Source organism: Leisingera sp. ANG-DT (assembly GCF_000813785.1).
Taxonomy (GTDB): domain Bacteria; phylum Pseudomonadota; class Alphaproteobacteria; order Rhodobacterales; family Rhodobacteraceae; genus Leisingera.
This window is the reverse complement of the sequence record NZ_JWLE01000005.1, coordinates 574750-590368: the sequence shown is the minus strand read 5'-3', so window position 1 is coordinate 590368 and position 15619 is coordinate 574750. Positions and strand designations below refer to the sequence as shown.

The 15619-nt window shown below is 62.6% G+C and carries 19 protein-coding genes; 12 read left to right on the top strand and 7 right to left on the bottom strand.

Annotation, left to right across the window (positions count from 1 at the left end):
* Positions 1–10 precede the first annotated feature (10 nt).
* Entirely contained in the window at positions 11–397 is a 387-nt protein-coding gene (locus RA21_RS08125) for a response regulator (RefSeq protein ID WP_019295153.1), read from the bottom strand.
* Between the two features lie 265 nt (positions 398–662).
* Positions 663–1838, bottom strand: coding sequence for an acetyl-CoA C-acyltransferase family protein (locus tag RA21_RS08120; RefSeq protein ID WP_039147699.1), 1176 nt, complete (start codon positions 1836–1838; stop codon positions 663–665).
* A 198-nt stretch (positions 1839–2036) separates the two neighbouring features.
* On the opposite strand from RA21_RS08120, the gene RA21_RS08115 reads away from it, so the two are divergent.
* Both RA21_RS08115 and RA21_RS08110 read left to right on the top strand, forming a co-directional pair.
* A complete protein-coding gene (locus tag RA21_RS08115; protein WP_039147698.1) occupies positions 2037–2603 on the top strand; it encodes a helix-turn-helix domain-containing protein in 567 nt (188 codons plus the stop codon).
* Positions 2604–2847: 244 nt separating this feature from the next.
* Positions 2848–3054: a cold-shock protein gene (locus tag RA21_RS08110; protein WP_019295156.1), complete on the top strand. Its 207-nt coding sequence runs from the start codon at positions 2848–2850 to the stop codon at positions 3052–3054.
* Positions 3055–3121: 67 nt separating this feature from the next.
* Here RA21_RS08110 and RA21_RS08105 read toward each other — a convergent pair whose 3' ends face one another.
* The gene (locus tag RA21_RS08105; protein ID WP_019295157.1) at positions 3122–3523 is read right to left on the bottom strand and encodes a VOC family protein; all 402 of its coding nucleotides are present in this window, start codon (positions 3521–3523) and stop codon (positions 3122–3124) included.
* A 163-nt stretch (positions 3524–3686) separates the two neighbouring features.
* Between RA21_RS08105 and RA21_RS08100 the strand changes: the two genes are divergently transcribed.
* A complete protein-coding gene (locus tag RA21_RS08100) occupies positions 3687–4874 on the top strand; it encodes a glycine C-acetyltransferase (protein ID WP_039147697.1) in 1188 nt (395 codons plus the stop codon).
* 14 nt (positions 4875–4888) lie between these two features.
* A complete protein-coding gene (gene tdh, locus RA21_RS08095; RefSeq protein WP_039147695.1) occupies positions 4889–5917 on the top strand; it encodes an L-threonine 3-dehydrogenase in 1029 nt (342 codons plus the stop codon).
* A 134-nt stretch (positions 5918–6051) separates the two neighbouring features.
* Here the strand turns inward: tdh and RA21_RS08090 are convergent, their stop codons facing one another.
* Positions 6052–6780, bottom strand: a complete 729-nt coding sequence (locus tag RA21_RS08090; RefSeq protein WP_039147830.1) for a metallophosphoesterase family protein — start codon at positions 6778–6780, stop codon at positions 6052–6054.
* A gap of 180 nt (positions 6781–6960) precedes the next feature.
* Between RA21_RS08090 and RA21_RS08085 the strand changes: the two genes are divergently transcribed.
* A complete protein-coding gene (locus RA21_RS08085; RefSeq protein ID WP_019295161.1) occupies positions 6961–7353 on the top strand; it encodes a hypothetical protein in 393 nt (130 codons plus the stop codon).
* A gap of 57 nt (positions 7354–7410) precedes the next feature.
* Here the strand turns inward: RA21_RS08085 and serA are convergent, their stop codons facing one another.
* Positions 7411–9006, bottom strand: a complete 1596-nt coding sequence (gene serA / locus RA21_RS08080) for a phosphoglycerate dehydrogenase (RefSeq protein WP_039147693.1) — start codon at positions 9004–9006, stop codon at positions 7411–7413.
* 64 nt (positions 9007–9070) lie between these two features.
* The gene (locus RA21_RS08075; RefSeq protein ID WP_039147691.1) at positions 9071–10225 is read right to left on the bottom strand and encodes a phosphoserine transaminase; all 1155 of its coding nucleotides are present in this window, start codon (positions 10223–10225) and stop codon (positions 9071–9073) included.
* Between the two features lie 280 nt (positions 10226–10505).
* Here RA21_RS08075 and serB point away from each other — a divergent pair, with 280 nt between their 5' ends.
* From serB to RA21_RS08050, 5 genes are all read left to right on the top strand, one after another.
* Positions 10506–11381, top strand: a complete 876-nt coding sequence (gene serB, locus RA21_RS08070; RefSeq protein ID WP_039147689.1) for a phosphoserine phosphatase SerB — start codon at positions 10506–10508, stop codon at positions 11379–11381.
* A gap of 8 nt (positions 11382–11389) precedes the next feature.
* On the top strand, positions 11390–12148 hold the full coding sequence (locus tag RA21_RS08065) for a TSUP family transporter (protein WP_019295166.1): 759 nt from the start codon (positions 11390–11392) through the stop codon (positions 12146–12148).
* 65 nt (positions 12149–12213) lie between these two features.
* Entirely contained in the window at positions 12214–12534 is a 321-nt protein-coding gene (locus RA21_RS08060) for an ArsR/SmtB family transcription factor (protein WP_039147687.1), read from the top strand.
* A complete protein-coding gene (locus tag RA21_RS08055) occupies positions 12531–12968 on the top strand; it encodes an SRPBCC family protein (RefSeq protein ID WP_039147685.1) in 438 nt (145 codons plus the stop codon). Before RA21_RS08060 ends, RA21_RS08055 begins: the two co-directional genes overlap by 4 nt.
* A gap of 29 nt (positions 12969–12997) precedes the next feature.
* A complete protein-coding gene (locus RA21_RS08050; protein ID WP_039147683.1) occupies positions 12998–13318 on the top strand; it encodes a YciI family protein in 321 nt (106 codons plus the stop codon).
* Between the two features lie 35 nt (positions 13319–13353).
* On the opposite strand, the gene RA21_RS08045 is transcribed toward RA21_RS08050, so the two are convergent.
* Positions 13354–14352: an asparaginase gene (locus tag RA21_RS08045; protein ID WP_039147681.1), complete on the bottom strand. Its 999-nt coding sequence runs from the start codon at positions 14350–14352 to the stop codon at positions 13354–13356.
* Positions 14353–14533: 181 nt separating this feature from the next.
* Here RA21_RS08045 and RA21_RS08040 point away from each other — a divergent pair, with 181 nt between their 5' ends.
* Positions 14534–15064: an invasion associated locus B family protein gene (locus RA21_RS08040; protein WP_029204711.1), complete on the top strand. Its 531-nt coding sequence runs from the start codon at positions 14534–14536 to the stop codon at positions 15062–15064.
* A gap of 100 nt (positions 15065–15164) precedes the next feature.
* The gene (locus RA21_RS08035; protein ID WP_052257616.1) at positions 15165–15560 is read left to right on the top strand and encodes a lysozyme inhibitor LprI family protein; all 396 of its coding nucleotides are present in this window, start codon (positions 15165–15167) and stop codon (positions 15558–15560) included.
* Positions 15561–15619: the final 59 nt, after the last annotated feature.

Below are 15619 nucleotides of genomic sequence, written 5' to 3'. Positions count from 1 at the left end.
TGGAACCTGCTCAGCTTGCTTCTGCGGTAACACTCTGACCGGTTACATAGTCGACCATGCTTACTAGGTCCGGCAGGTTAACCGGCTTGTGCAGCACCCATCTGATATTCCGGCTCAGGCCAAAGAGTTCGCCGCCGGTGAACAGCCGGCTGCCGGTGATGTAGACCACCGGAATATCGGGGCGCATGAGCGCGGCATAATCCGCCACCGGTAAGGACATTTCCTCCCCGATCTTCAGATCAAGGATCAAAATACCCGTCTCGATGCCGGAAAGAGCTGAGATGGCTTCGGAGCAACTGGCAACGGCGGTGACATCATATCCGGCGTCCCGCAAAGCCATCTCGAACGTGAACCTAACACCCTTGTCGTCTTCCAGAAGCAGGACCTTGGCTGTCATTTTACCCCCTTACCATCCAGCAGGCTGCCCTGGCAGCGCGCGAGCCTTGTGCCGGATCGCTGGTCAACTATCCCGTAGAAGTTATTCCAGCGAAGCTTCGGTAAGAAGTTGTTAATATTCTTTGATTCCTACCGTTTCTTTATTTCTACTTTGAATTGCATCTCCTGTATATGAAAGAAGCGTAATATGCCCGTTAAACAAAGAGCTCCCAATGGTGAAGGCCAGACATGGGACCCCGTCATTCGCAATCCCATGCCGTTTGCAATCAAATGCGCTCAACCGCCAGTGCGATACCCTGACCGCCGCCAATGCACATGGTGATCAGCCCTTTGGAACCGCCGGTTCGCTCCAGTTCATACAGTGTTTTCAAGGTGATAATGGCACCTGTGGCCCCCACCGGGTGGCCCAGCGCAATGGCGCCGCCGTTGGGGTTCACCTTGGCCGGATCCAGCCCCAGCTCCTTGTTCACCGCCAACGCCTGCGAGGCAAAGGCCTCGTTCGACTCGACCACGTCGAAATCGCCGGCAGACAGCCCGGTCTTCGCCAGCAGGTTGCGCACCGCGGGCACCGGGCCGATGCCCATCACCTCGGGGCGCACACCTGCATGGGCATAGCCCAGAATCCGCGCCTTGGGTTTCAGCCCGGCCCGCTCTGCAGCGGCGGCAGTGGCCAGTACCATGGCCGCGGCGCCGTCGTTGATTCCACTGGCATTTCCGGCAGTTACCCGGCCGTCCTTCTGGAACACAGCGCGCAGGCCCGCCAGCGCCTCTGGCGTGGTGGGCTTGGGGTGCTCGTCCACTTCGAAGGGCACCATGTCGCGCTTCACCTTCACCTCCACGGGCGTGATCTGGGACTTGAAATGGCCCGCCTCGATCGCCGCCGCGGCGCGGGTCTGGCTGGTGAGGGCAAACTCGTCCATCTGCGCGCGGGTGATGCCGTGCTCATCGGCGACGTTCTCAGCCGTCACCCCCATATGGCCGGTGCCGAAGGGGCAGTTCAGCGCGCCCAGCATCATGTCGAGCGATTTCACATCACCCATCTTGGCGCCCCAGCGGCTTTGCTGGAGGATATAGGGGCTGCGCGACATATTCTCGGCGCCGCCGGCTAGGGCAAACTCCGCATCCCCTAGGGCAAGCGATTGAAAGGCTGAGACAATTGCCTGCACGCCGGAGCCGCAGAGGCGGTTCACATTCATTGCAGGTACCACGTCCGGGACGCCTGCCTGCATCGCCGCAACCCGGCTCAAGTACATGTCGCGGGGTTCGGTGTTGATGATATGGCCGAACACCACATGGCCGATCTGGCCGCCCTCCACCCCGGAGCGTTCAAGTGCTGCCTTGGAAACGGTGGCAGCCAGGTCGATCGGCGCGGTGTTTGCCAGCGCGCCGCCGAAGGTACCGATGGCGGTGCGGGCGCCGTCCAGGATCACGATCTCTGTCATTGGTCTTACTCCTCAACTCCTGCGTTGGCGCCAGTATGCGCCCGCAGCCTGGGCCTGTCTGCCGGGACGTGCCGTCATGGAAACGCGGCGTCACCCCCCGTGCACCCCTTGTACACCCCTTGTGCACCGCCGCGGCGCAGCATCCGCGATTTGCCGGATCAATTGACAAATGCCGCCCATCGGCGCAGAGAATCCGTCATGACGGAAAACACAGACGATATCCTGACCCTGCTGCCCGCCCGCCTGAAGGAGGCGCGCCGCGCCCAAGGGCTGAGCCTGGAGGCGGTGGCGAACCTGTCGGGCGTCAGCCGCTCGATGGTGAGCCAGATCGAGCGCGGCGAAAGCTCCCCCACCATTGCAACGCTGTGGAACCTCACGCGCGCGCTGCAGGTGGATTTTGCGGGCCTTCTGGAAGCGGGCGACATGCAGGACCGGATCGAGGTGCTGCGCGCGTCGGATGTGCCCAAGATCGAGAACATGGGCCAGGGCTGCCGTATCCGCATCCTATCACCGCCAGAGGAGGCCGGGGGCCATGAGGTCTATGACATCCGGTTCGATCAGGGCGGCGCGCTGGTCAGCCAACCGCACACCCGCGGCGCGGTGGAGCAGCTGACGGTGCTGGAAGGCGAGATTGCAGTCAGCTCCGGCAATGCCAGGGACCAGCTGCAGGCCGGCGACACCGCGCGCTATGCCGCCGATGTGGCCCATTCGATCACCGCGCCCGAGGGGCCTGCGCGGGTGTTTCTGATTGTGAAGAATGCGTAATCCAACCCCGTTCCAGCCGTACTGGTAAGTTTTGCCTGCACTTTTCGGCAGGAAATCCCCACCTTGTGCCTTTTATGCACATTCCCCTTGAACGACTCGGGAGACCGGCCCATATGTGGTCCGCTAACGTTATTCTTGTCGATCCACTGTCTCCCGTTTACCGGCGCTTTCAGTCTCTCGATCCAGACCGACTACGCCAGGCTGCCGCACTTCCGCGGGCAGCATCAAAAAGGAGACTACGGATATGGCCACCGGCACCGTAAAATGGTTCAACACCACCAAAGGCTACGGCTTCATCGCGCCCGAGGGCGGCAGCAAAGATGTGTTCGTGCACATTTCCGCTGTAGAGCGTTCCGGCCTGACCGGCCTGGCGGACAACCAGAAAGTTACCTTCGACATCGAGCCCGGCCGTGACGGCCGCGAGTCGGCGGTGAACCTGCAGCTGGCATAAGCCTCGCAGCAGTACTGATCAGAAGCGCGGTCCCTGAAAAGGGGCCGCGTTTTCTTTTGTGCGGGTGTCAGCCTTTGTTCTTCTCATCCCAGAGCTTGGGTTCCCACAGTTCAACCTTGTTGCCTTCAGGATCCATGATCCAGGCGAAGCGGCCGTTTTCATGGGCATCCGGCCCTTTCAGCACCGGGATGCCTGCGTCCGTGAGCTGTGCGATCATCCCGTCCATATCGTCGATCCGGTAGTTGATCATGAAACCGGCGGTGCTGGGGTCAAACCAGGTGCCGTCCGCATCTGCGGTGCCCCAGACGGTCAGACCGCCATCCTCTGCGGTGTCGTCCTGCCAGTTCAGGACCGCACCGCCGAATTCCTGCAGGTCCAGTCCCAGATGGTCGCTGTACCACTTGGCCAGTGCTCTGGCGTCGCCGCGTGCCTTGATGAATACCCCGCCGATTCCTGTGACCTTTGCCATGGACGCACGCCTCCCTGTTTCAGTGGCAGATAGTCCGGTTTGGCGGATTTCCACTCACACATTCCAGTTTCACGGATTTTTTTCCGCAATCCTGAAATCCTGTATTCCGGAAACGCATCCGCTATGATAGACACGCGACTCGAGACACCAAGGGAGTTTGCGCATGTCCACTGCTTTTCTGACCGACATCTCCAACACGCTGGCCCAGATCGAGGGCGAGGGGCTGTACAAGCGCGAGCGAATGATCACCTCCCCGCAGGGGGGCGAGATCACGGTTGGCGGGCGCGAAGTGATCAACCTGTGCGCCAACAACTATCTGGGTCTGGCCGACCACCCCGCCCTGATCAAGGCTGCAAAGGACGCGATGGAGCCGAAGGGCTTTGGCATGGCGTCGGTGCGGTTCATCTGCGGCACACAGGACATTCACCGGGAGCTGGAGCAGCGGCTGGCGAAGTTCCTCGGAAAGGATGATGCGATCCTGTTTGCCGCCTGTTTCGACGCTAATGGCGGGCTGTTCGAGCCGCTGTTGGGGCCGGAGGATGCGATCATCTCCGACAGCCTGAACCATGCGTCGATCATCGACGGGATCCGGCTGTGCAAGGCCAAGCGCTACCGCTACCTGAATAGCGACATGAACGATCTGGAGGCCTGGCTGAAGCAGGCCCGCGAGGACGGTGCACGGCATATCATGATTGCAACCGACGGCGTGTTCTCGATGGACGGTTATCTGGCCAAGCTGCCGGAGATCCGGGCGCTGGCGGACAAATACGATGCGGTGGTGATGGTGGATGACTGCCACGCCACCGGTTTCATGGGTGCGACAGGCGCCGGCACGCCGGAGCATTTCGGGGTGGACGTGGACATCCTGACGGGAACTTTGGGCAAAGCACTTGGGGGGGCCATCGGCGGTTATATCGCCGGGCCGCAGCCAGTGATCGACCTGCTGCGGCAGCGGGCGCGGCCCTATCTGTTCTCCAATTCGCTGCCGCCATCGATTGTTGCTGCCGGGCTGGAGGCGATCCGGCTGGTGGAGGAAGGGGACGGGCTGCGGGCGCAGCTGTTCGAGAATGCCAAGTACTGGCGCGCGGGGCTGGAAAAGCTAGGTTTTGACCTGCTGCCGGGTGAGCATCCGATCATCCCGGTGATGCTGGGCGAGGCGCAGCTGGCGCAGGACATGGCGGCCAAGCTGTTTGATGAGGGCGTTTATGTCTCCGGCTTCTTCTTCCCGGTGGTGCCGCGCGGCCAGGCGCGCATCCGCACCCAGATGAATGCGGCTCTGACGCGGGAAGAGCTGGACCGGGCATTGGCCGCCTTTGGCAAGGTGGGCAAGGAATTGGGAATTGTATCATGAGCCGTCCGAACACGATGAAGGCGCTGGAGAAGAGCCATCCGCAGGAGGGTCTGTGGATGGTGCAGGCGCCGGTGCCGGAGATCGGCCCCGATGAGGTGCTGATCAAGGTGAACAAGACCGGCATCTGCGGCACCGATATCCACATCTGGAACTGGGATGAATGGGCATCGCATACCGTGCCGGTGCCGATGATCACCGGCCATGAGTTTGCCGGCGAAATTGTCGAGATCGGGCGCAATGTCACCGATCTGGCGGTGGGGCAGCGCTGTTCCGGCGAGGGGCATCTGATCAAGACCGACTCGCGCCAGAGCCGGGCCGGGAAGTTCCACCTGGACCCGGGCACCCGCGGCATCGGGGTGAATGAGCAGGGTGCCTTTGCACAGTATTTGAAACTGCCGGCCTTCAACGTGGTGCCGCTGCCGGAGGATATCCCGGATGAGATCGGCGCCATTCTCGATCCGCTCGGGAATGCGGTGCATACCGCGCTGAGCTTTGATCTGCTGGGCGAGGACGTGCTGATCACCGGCGCGGGCCCCATCGGCATCATGGCGGCGGCGGTGGCGAAACATGCCGGCGCGCGGCATGTGGTGATCACCGACATCAACCCGGACCGGCTGACACTGGCAGAACATGTGGTGCCGGCGGTGCGTGCGGTGAATGTGGCGCAGGAGGACCTGCAGGATGTGGTGCGCGAGTTGGGTCTGAAACAGGGCTTCGACGTCGGGCTGGAGATGTCCGGGTCGCAGGCGGCCCTCGACCAGATGGTGGAGGCACTGGTGATGGGCGGCAAGATTGCCCTGTTGGGCATTCCACCGGGCAAATCGCCGGTCGACTGGTCGCGCATTGTGTTCAAAGCGATCACCATCAAGGGCGTCTACGGGCGCGAGATGTTCGAGACCTGGTACAAGATGATCGCGATGCTGCAGAACGGGCTGGATGTGAGCCGGGTGATCACCCACCGGTTCGGCGTCGATGATTTCGCCGAAGGCTTTGCGGCGATGAAATCCGGCTCCAGCGGCAAGGTGGTGCTGGACTGGACGTGATGACCGGTTGAGGGGGCTTTGCCCCCTCGCGCCTTTTGGCTGGGCTTCGCCCGTTCGGGTCTGAAATGATCCCCCGGATCATTTCCAGGACGACCCTCACCCCCAGAGTATTTCCAGAAAGATGAACAGACGGATCAGGGTTCTAGCGGCACCCTGCCAGCATCTGTCAGCAGCCAGCATTCCCGGCCCTCAAACACTGCGGCAGTAAGCGGGCGGCCGTAACCGGCGCCGCTGTCGAGGTTGATGCGGTTTATCCGGTGCTCTGCCTGTTTCGCCGGGGTGTGGCCATGCACCACCAGCCAGGGGTGGGCGCGTTCGTCGGTCAGGAACTCCTGCCGGATCCAGATCAGGTCGTCCTCGCTTTGGCTCTCCAGCGGAAGGCCGGGGCGGATGCCTGCGTGGACGAACAGCAGTTCGCCCTCCTGATGGAAGGGTTTGAGGCCTGCCAGGAAATCCAGATGCGCCTGCGGGATTGCGACTCGGGCGCGGGCGTGGGTCTGGTAGATGCGGTCGCCCTCTTCGACCTCCACCCCATAGGATTGCAGGGTCTCGATGCCCCCGATGCGTTCGTGCAGCCAGTGGTAGCCGACCAGCAGCCGGGCGTCGTTGCGCGGGTAGTCCTCGAGGAACATTGAGAACATCCGGTCGTGGTTGCCCTTGAGGAAGACCCAGTTTCGGCCCGCGGCCTGGCCCTGGACCAGCCGTTCGATCACGCCGCGGCTGTCCGGGCCCCGGTCGGTGTAATCGCCAAGGAACACAATGCGGGCATCTGCGCCGCCGTCCGCCTCAATCAGCGCCAGCGCCTGTTCCAGCATGACAAGCTGGCCGTGGATATCGCCAATGGCGTAGATCGGGGAAGTCATCACATGTCCTTTGCTGCTGATGTTTTGATGCCGGATCAAGCCTTGCACCTCAACCCCGCAGAAAGGTCCCACCCCGCCGGTTTTCCCAAAAGATCAGTGAAGTATGCTAGGCTGGCGTTTCGAAATCCGCGGTGTTCCGATGATGGGAGAAACGGAACAGCGACATGGGAGGGACAAGTGATGAATGGAATTGCACGGCCGTTCATGCTGATTGCAGTGGTGTGTGCCCTGGGCGGCATGGTTTGGGGGATCCAGATGTCGGCGAGCCAGGATCACCTGCTGTCGCCGGCGCACGGGCATCTGAACCTGCTGGGCTGGGTCAGCTGCGCGATCTATGCGTTTTATTATCATCTGGTGCCAAGCGCCGGTGAAGGTAGGCTGCCGCGGCTGCATCTGACTGCCACAGTGCTGTCGCTGGGGCTGCTGGTTCCGGGTATCCCGCTGGCGATCCAGGAGCGCACAGAGGTGCTGGCCCAGGCCGGATCACTGGCGGCGCTGGTGTCGATGCTGGTTTTCGGCGTTATTGTTCTGCGCAGCCGGCCGGAGAAGGCAACGATCGCGCATCAGAGGTGACAACGGAAAAGCCCCCGCAGCAATGGCGGGGGCTTTTGCAAGATTATGCCAGACGGGTCAGACGACGTCGAACTGCAGCGGCTTGATCTGGTTGAACAGACCGGTTTCCGCCAGTTTGGCGCGCACCTCTGCCGGGACTTCATTATCCACATAGAGAAGCGCAATGGCTTCGCCGCCGGCCTCGGAGCGGCCCAGGGTGAAGTTGGCGATGTTGACGCCGTGGTCGCCCAGGGTGTGGCCCAAGGTGCCGATGATGCCGGGCACGTCCTCGTTTGTGGTGTAGAGCATATGCGCGCCGACGTCGGCGTCGATGTTGATGCCCTTGATCTGGATGAACCGCGGCTTGCCGTCGGAGAACACAGTGCCGGCCACCGAGCGTTCGCGCTTGGAGGTCACCGCGGTCACTTTGACATAGCCGTCGAAGGAGCCGGATTTGTCCTGGCTGGTGGTGGAAATCTGCACGCCGCGCTCCTTGGCAACAACGGGCGCGGAGACCAGGTTCACCTCCGGGTTGGCGCGTTTCATGATGCCGGCAACCACCGCGCAGTTGAGCGCGTCGAGGTTCATGCCGGCTGCGACACCGTCATAGAGGATGTTGATCGCCTTGATCGGCTCATCTGTCATCTGGCCGACGAAGCTGCCCAGATGATCGGCCAGCTTGATCCAGGGGCCCATGACCTTGGCTTCCTCAGCGGTGACGCTGGGCATGTTGAGCGCGTTTTCAACCGCGCCGGTCAGCAGGTAGTTGGACATCTGCTCTGCCACCTGCAAGGCGACGTTTTCCTGCGCCTCGGTGGTGGCGGCGCCCAGGTGCGGGGTGCAGACCACGTTGGGCAGGCCGAACAGGGCGTTTTCCTTGGCCGGCTCCTCCGAGAACACGTCAAAGGCGGCGCCGGCCACATGACCGGAGGTCAGCAGTTCCGCCAGCGCGCCCTCGTCCACCAGGCCGCCGCGGGCGCAGTTAATAATGCGCACGCCCTTCTTGGTCTTCTCAAGGTTCTCCTTGGACAGGATGTTGCGGGTCTGGTCGGTCAGCGGCACGTGCAGGGTGATGAAATCGGCACGGGCCAGCAGCTCATCCAGCTCCACCTTCTCGACGCCCATCTTGTCGGCTTTCTCGGTGCTCAGGTAGGGGTCATAGGCCACCACCTTCATCTTGAGGCCGCGGGCGCGGTCGCAGACGATGCCGCCGATGTTACCGGCGCCGATAACGCCCAGGGTCTTGGCGGTCAGTTCGACCCCCATGAACTTGGACTTTTCCCACTTGCCAGCATGGGTGGAGGCGGAGGCCTCCGGCAGCTGGCGGGCAACCGCGAACATCATCGCAATCGCATGTTCGGCGGTGGTGATCATGTTGCCGAACGGAGTGTTCATCACAATGACACCGCGCTTGGAGGCGGCTTCCTTGTCGATGTTGTCGGTGCCGATGCCGGCGCGGCCGATCACCTTGAGGTTCTCGGCGTTCTCGAGGATCTTGTCGGTCACCTTGGTGGCGGAGCGGATCGCGAGGCCGTCGTACTGGCCGATGATTTCCGCCAGTTTATCTTTGTCCTTGCCCACGTCGGGCAGGAAGTCGACGTCAATGCCGCGGTCGCGGAAGATCTGAACGGCGGCCTCGGACAGCTTGTCGGAGATGAGTACTTTGGGAGCCATGTCTGTGGTCCTTAGAATGTCTGTGCTGGGACGGCGGGCGCAGCCGCCCGCCTTAAAAGAGTGCTCAGGCCGCTTCGGTCTGCGCGGCGATCTCGGCCTCGAAGGCCCATTTGATCCAGGGCATCAGGGTTGCCACGTCAGAGGCTTCCACCGTGCCGCCGCACCAGATGCGCAGGCCCGGAGGCGCGTCGCGGTAGGCGCCGATGTCGTAGGCGACTCCTTCAGCTTCCAGACGTTTGGCCACGGCCTTGGCAAAGGCAGCGCCGTCCTGGATGCGCTCGTCGGTGAACTTGAGGCAAACAGACGTGTTGGAGCGGTATTCCGGCTGCTCGGCCAGGAAGGCGATCCAGGGGTTGTCCTGCACAAAGCTTTGCACCGCCGCGAGGTTGGCATAAGCGCGCTCGCGCAGGCCTTCCATGCCGCCTACCGAGCGGGCCCAGTCGAGCGCCAGCAGGTAGTCCTCCACCGCCAGCATCGAGGGGGTGTTGATGGTCGCGCCCTGGAAGATGCCGTCGATCAGCTTGCTACCCTTGGTCAGGCGGAAGATTTTGGGCAGCGGCCAGGCGGGGGTGTAGCTCTCCAGACGCTCCACTGCGCGGGGGCTGAGGATGATCATGCCGTGCGCAGCTTCGCCGCCCAGCACCTTCTGCCAGGAGAAGGTGGTCACATCCAGCTTGTCCCACGGCAGATACTGCGCAAAGGCGGCGGAGGTGGCGTCGCAGATGGTCAGACCTTCGCGGTCCGCCGGGATCCAGTCGCCGTTGGGGACGCGCACGCCGGAAGTGGTGCCGTTCCAGGTGAAGACGACGTCGTTGGTGAAATCGACGGTGCCGAGGTCCACGATCTGGCCATAGTCGGCGGTTTTGACGGTGGCGTCGAGCCTCAGCTGTTTAACTGCGTCGGTGACCCAGCCGGAGCCGAAACTTTCCCAGGCCAGCATCTCAACTCCGCGGGCGCCGAGCAGGTTCCACATCGCCATTTCCACCGCGCCGGTGTCGGAGGCAGGCACGATGCCGATCTTGTAATCAGCGGGGATGTTCAGGATCTCGCGGGTGCCTTCGATCGCTGCTTTCAGCTTGTCCTTGCCCACCGCAGCGCGGTGCGAGCGGCCCAGCGGCGCGCCTGCAAGTTTGCTCAGATCAAAGACGGGGGGTTTGGCGCAAGGGCCGGACGAAAAACGCGGATTGGCCGGCCGCGCGGCAGGTTGTTCAATAGCCATAAATGCTACCCTTCCAGATAAGCGCCCCTCGTTGGGGAGGGGTGTCCCGTGATCAGAGCTAGTGTGCTGCAGCGCGGCACGCAACAGAAATTTCAGAAAAATGCGGCTGTTCATCTGTTTTTTGCGACATGAATTTCCACCATCGGAAACAGCTGCGCTAAAATGGCGCAAAGGGCCGTTCCTTATGATACCCCCGGATTTCCGCAGTTTTTTGCTGTCTGGCTGTTCCCGCGGCAGGGCGCTATGACATAGGCAGATAGCGCCGGAACGGAGCCTGCCGATGTACACCGCCACCCTGCTTTGCAACCCTGCCCGACCGGTGCTGGAGCCCGCGCTGATCGAATCGCTGCGCAATGCCTGGGGCGGTGATGAAGCGGTGTGGCTGGCGCTGGGGGCGGCGGCAGAATTTCCGCTGAAGCAGATGCCCGACAACCGATGGGACGTCTGGGCGGACCTGCAGGGCATGGGCGTGGATCTGGTCATTCAGCCCAGCGCCGGACGGAAGAAGAAGATGCTGCTGGCCGACATGGACTCCACCATGATCCAGCAGGAATGCATTGACGAGCTGGCCGAGGAGGCAGGCGTCGGCGCGCGGGTGAAGGACATCACCGCGCGGGCGATGAACGGCGAACTGGATTTCGAAGGCGCGCTAACAGAGCGGGTCGGGCTGCTGAAGGGGCTGCCGGAGACGGTAATCGCCAAGGTTCTGGAAGAGCGCATTACCCTGATGCCCGGCGGCAAGCAGCTGCTGGCGACGATGAAGGCGGAGGGCGCCTATGCGGCGCTTGTTTCTGGCGGCTTCACGGCGTTCACGGCGCGGGTCGCAGAAGTACTGGGATTTGACGAGAACCGCGCAAACACGCTGCTGACCGAGGACGGCAAGCTGACCGGCGAGGCGGGCCGGCCGATCCTGGGGCGGGAGGCCAAGGTGGAGGCGCTGGAGCAGATCTCCACCCGGCTTGGTATCGCGGAGGCGGATGTGATTGCGGTGGGCGACGGCGCCAATGACCTGGGCATGCTAAAGCGCGCGGGCGCAGGTGTGGCGCTGCATGCCAAGCCCTCGGTCGCGGCGGAATGCGATATCCGCATCAATCACGGCGACCTGACGGCGCTCTTGTACATCCAGGGCTACGCCCAGGACGAATTCAAAGGCTGATCAATTAGATGCTGGAAGTGGGTTTCGAGACCCTGCTGCTGTTGCTGGCGGCGGGGTTTGCTGCCGGGTTCATTGACGCAATTGCAGGCGGCGGCGGGCTGATCACGGTGCCGGTTCTGCTGCTGGCCGGGGCCAATCCGGTGACGGCGCTGTCGACCAACAAAATCCAGGGGCTGTTCGGCTCAGCGACCGCCGCCTTCACCTATGCGCGCGCCGGGCATGTAGACCTGAAGGCCCAGGTCGGGCCTGCGCTGATTGCCTTTGCGGCGGCAGTTGCGGGTGCGTTTCTGGTGGCCTACTTGCCCACCGAATGGATCCGGCTGATCCTGCCGGTGCTGCTGATCGGGATCGCCATTTTCTTTGCGTTGAAGAAGGGGCTGGATGATCTCGACCGGCACCGCCGCCTGTCCCCCGCCCTGTTCACCGCCCTCATCGTTCCGCTGTGCGGGGCCTATGACGGGCTGCTGGGGCCTGGCGCGGGCAGCTTCTACATGCTCGCCTTTGTGTCGCTGGCGGGCTACGGCATCCTGCGTGCAACCGCCCATACCAAGCTGCTGAATTTCGCCTCCAATGCAGGCGGTCTGCTGGCGTTTTCCTTCTTTGCGACGCCCTGGTGGATCACCGGCCTGCTGATGGGCTGCGCCCAGATTGCCGGTGCGCGGGCGGGAGCGGGGCTGGCCAAGAAGCAGGGGGCAAAGGTGATCAAGCCGCTGCTGGTGGTGACCTCTGTCTCGCTCGCGGCCAAGCTGCTGTGGGATATGATGTAAGGTCGGCTCTGGCTTTGCCCCATATTTAACATTTCCATTAATTAACAAACATGCTAATAAATAGCATGGTACCGATTCTGAAATCCTTTGCCGCGCTGTCAGACGAAACCCGGCTGATGATCGTGGATCAGTTAATTACTGAGGGCGAACTGCCCGCCGGGGATCTGGCCCCCGGAGCAGGCATTTCGGCTCCGGCGATCTCGCGCCATCTGAAAGTCCTGCGCGAGGCCGGGCTGATAACCCAACGGGCTGAGGGCACTAAGCGGCTCTATTCTGCCCGGCCTGAAGGGCTGCGGATGATCGCCGAATGGACGCAATCGCGGCGCGCCTTCTGGGAAGGGAGCCTGGACAGGCTGGAAGCGGCCCTGATGGAGGACGAGGCATGAGCGACCTGCAGCTGAAGCGGACATTTCCGGTCAGCCCGGAGAAACTGTTTGCCTGGGTGACAACGCCGGACAAGCTGCTTCAATGGTGGGGGCCGGAAGGGGTTACCATTCCGGAACATGACCTGAACCTGAGCCGCACCGGCCCCTGGTACTCGGTCATGCAGAACAGCGACGGCCAGCGGTTCCATGTTTCCGGCCAGGTGACCCATGTGGATGCGCCGAAATCGGTTGGCTTCACCTGGGCCTGGCACGGCGACGACGGCAGCCGCGGCGATGAGAGCCATGTCACTCTGACCGTTGCAGCCACTGGGGATGGCGCCATGCTGGTGGTCGACCACCGGGATCTGGGCGATGACGGCATTGCCGCGCGCCACGAAGACGGCTGGACCTCAACCCTGCGAAAGCTGGAGGCGCTGCTGTCCGCAGAAGACTGAACCATCAACGAAACCAAGGGAGTAGACCAATGCCACAGTTCGTTTTTGCCTATCACGGCGGCAAGACCCCGGAGAGTGAGGAAGAGGGCGCCAGGGTCATGCAGGCCTGGAAGGACTGGATGGGGGGTATGGGCGATGCCCTGAAGGTGCCAGGTGCACCGGTTGGGATGTCCAAGACCGTCAGCGCCGGCGGGGTGGTCGATAATGGCGGCGCCAATCCGCTGTCAGGCTATTCCGTGGTGGAAGCCGCCGATCAGGACGCGGCATGCGAGATGGCCAAGGGCTGCCCGATGGTGGCAGACGGCAGCGGCTCGGTTGAAGTCGCTGAAATCATCGACATGGAAATGTAAGAAAATGCCCCGGTCCTGAACCGGGGCATTTGTTTTCAGAACAGCAGTTCGGCGGCGGGGCGGATGGAACCGCATTCCAGCCCGCGGCGGCTGTAGAGCATCTTGTTCATGTATTTGGCGGTCTCCGGGTGATCTGCATCCAGCACGCCGAGGCTGACCATCAGTGCCGCAATCGCGCATTCGCTGGCGCGGGTGCTGCCATCGGAGATCTTCAGCGCCACGCCCAATTTTTGTTCCGGCAGGATGGCGATGAACACCGCCTCAGCCCCGGTCTTGATCGCCACTTTGCCGCCCATGGCGCGCATCAGGTTGGTGCAGCAGCGGGTTTCGCCGGCCACCAGATCGGGATGCGCTGTCATTGCAGCAACCAGCTGCTGCGCCGCCTCAGACGCGCGATCGGAGCGGTCCGCGGCGCTGGCAAACCAGGCCATTGAGCGCGCCAGCCCGGTGACGGTGGTTGCAAAGTTCGGCGCTGAGCAGCCGTCGATGCCATAGCCAGGGCTGTCCTGCCCGGTGGTTTCCTCAAACGCAGCCAGACAGGCCTGCTGCACCGGGTGGTCCACCTCGATGTATTCAGTACCGCCGCCCAGGTACTGGTTCAGAGTCAGGAAGCCCGCGTGCTTGCCGGAGCAGTTGTTGTGCACTTGGCAGGGGCTGTTGTCGGTTTTGATCAGCTCATTGCGGGCGGGGATGTCGTCCGGCAGCTGCGGGCCGCAGCGGAAGTCGTCATCAGTCATACCCAGCTGACTAAGCCAGGCGTTAACCCGGTCCGTGTGAATATGCGCGCCGTTGTGCGAGGCGCAGGCCAGCGCCAGCTGTTCCGGGTTCAAACCATACCGCGCGGCAGCACCAGAGGTGATCAGTGGCAGCGCCTGGATCATCTTGGCGGAGCTGCGCGGATAGATCACTGCGTCCGGATCGCCCCAGCTGCGCACCACCTGGCCGCTGTCGTCACAAATGACGGCATGGCCCAGATGCAGGCTTTCCAGCAGCGGGCCGCGCCAGACTTCGGCCATGGGCACTGGATTCGGCATGATGTCTCCCCTCATGTTTTCTGGGCGAATTCCTGCCAAAACGCACTTTCGCCCGTGGTGCTAGTTACGTTAGTGTGCTTGTGTAGCGCAAGCGAAGGGATCGGGACCAGACAGCGGAAGAACGCTGCGGGCCCTTTGCTTGGTTTTGAGGTATGAAAGAACAGTCTTGGAGTCGGGACAAATGGCATTGAAACTCGCCCGCGTGGCTGCGGGCCTGTGTCTGGCAGCATTGGCAACCGCAGCAACTGCACAGGAAACGTCGAACAACCGGGTTGCGGCCAAGGTCGATTGGAGCGTTTTCGAGGGCAATGACCCCAACGAGTGCTGGGGGGTTTCCGCACCGAAGGAGACCGTGAACACCCGTGACGGCCGTGTCGTGGCGGTGCGCCGCAGCGAGATCCAGCTGTTTGTCACCTTCCGCAGCAGCGATGCGCCCAAGGGCGAGGTGAGCTTTACCGGCGGCTATCCGTTTGCGCCGGGGTCCACCGTGAACATGGCAATCGGCGAGTCCGAGTTTGAGCTGTTCACCGAAGGCGAATGGGCCTGGCCGGCAACGCCAGCGGACGATTCCAAGATCGTCACCGCCATGAAACGCGGCGCCAGTGCGGTGCTGACTGCGCGGTCGGCGCGGGGCACCCAGACCAAGGATACTTTCTCGCTGCTGGGCTTCACCGCGGCGATTGAAGATGCGGAAAAGCGCTGCAGCAAGTAACCCTCTGCATGTGCGGAAACACACGAAACCCCGGCCTGCGCCGGGGTTTTCTTGTTTGAAAGGCGCAGGGGGCGTAGCATAGGGGCAGGAGGTGTCTGCCATGCTGAACTCTGCCTTTCTTCCGGTCCCTATCCTTGCGGTTGCGCTGTTAACCCTGCCCGCCAATGCCAATCCGGCACTGGAATGCGGCACCGGCAGCCAGGAGGAGGTTGGCTCTTGCGTGGCTGATGACGAGGAAGGTGTGGAAGCGGCGCTGTTCAACGCACTGGAGGCGGCCATGATTGCCGCCGCGGAGCGGGACAACGACACTGGCGGGACAAACACAGAGGCCGCGCTCATGGCGAGCCAAACAGCCTGGGAAGCGTTTCGCGCCGCGCATTGCAGTTTTATCGGGACGGCGCATCCGGTGCCGGAAGACGCCGGGATTGCTACCCGGGCCTGCTGGACAACCTTGGGGCGGGCGCGAGTTGACGAGCTGGTGCGTCTGGGCCAGTGACCGCCTGAAACCCGATGTGAAAGCAGATTTCCGCGGATTCCTTTTGATCTCTGTTCGAA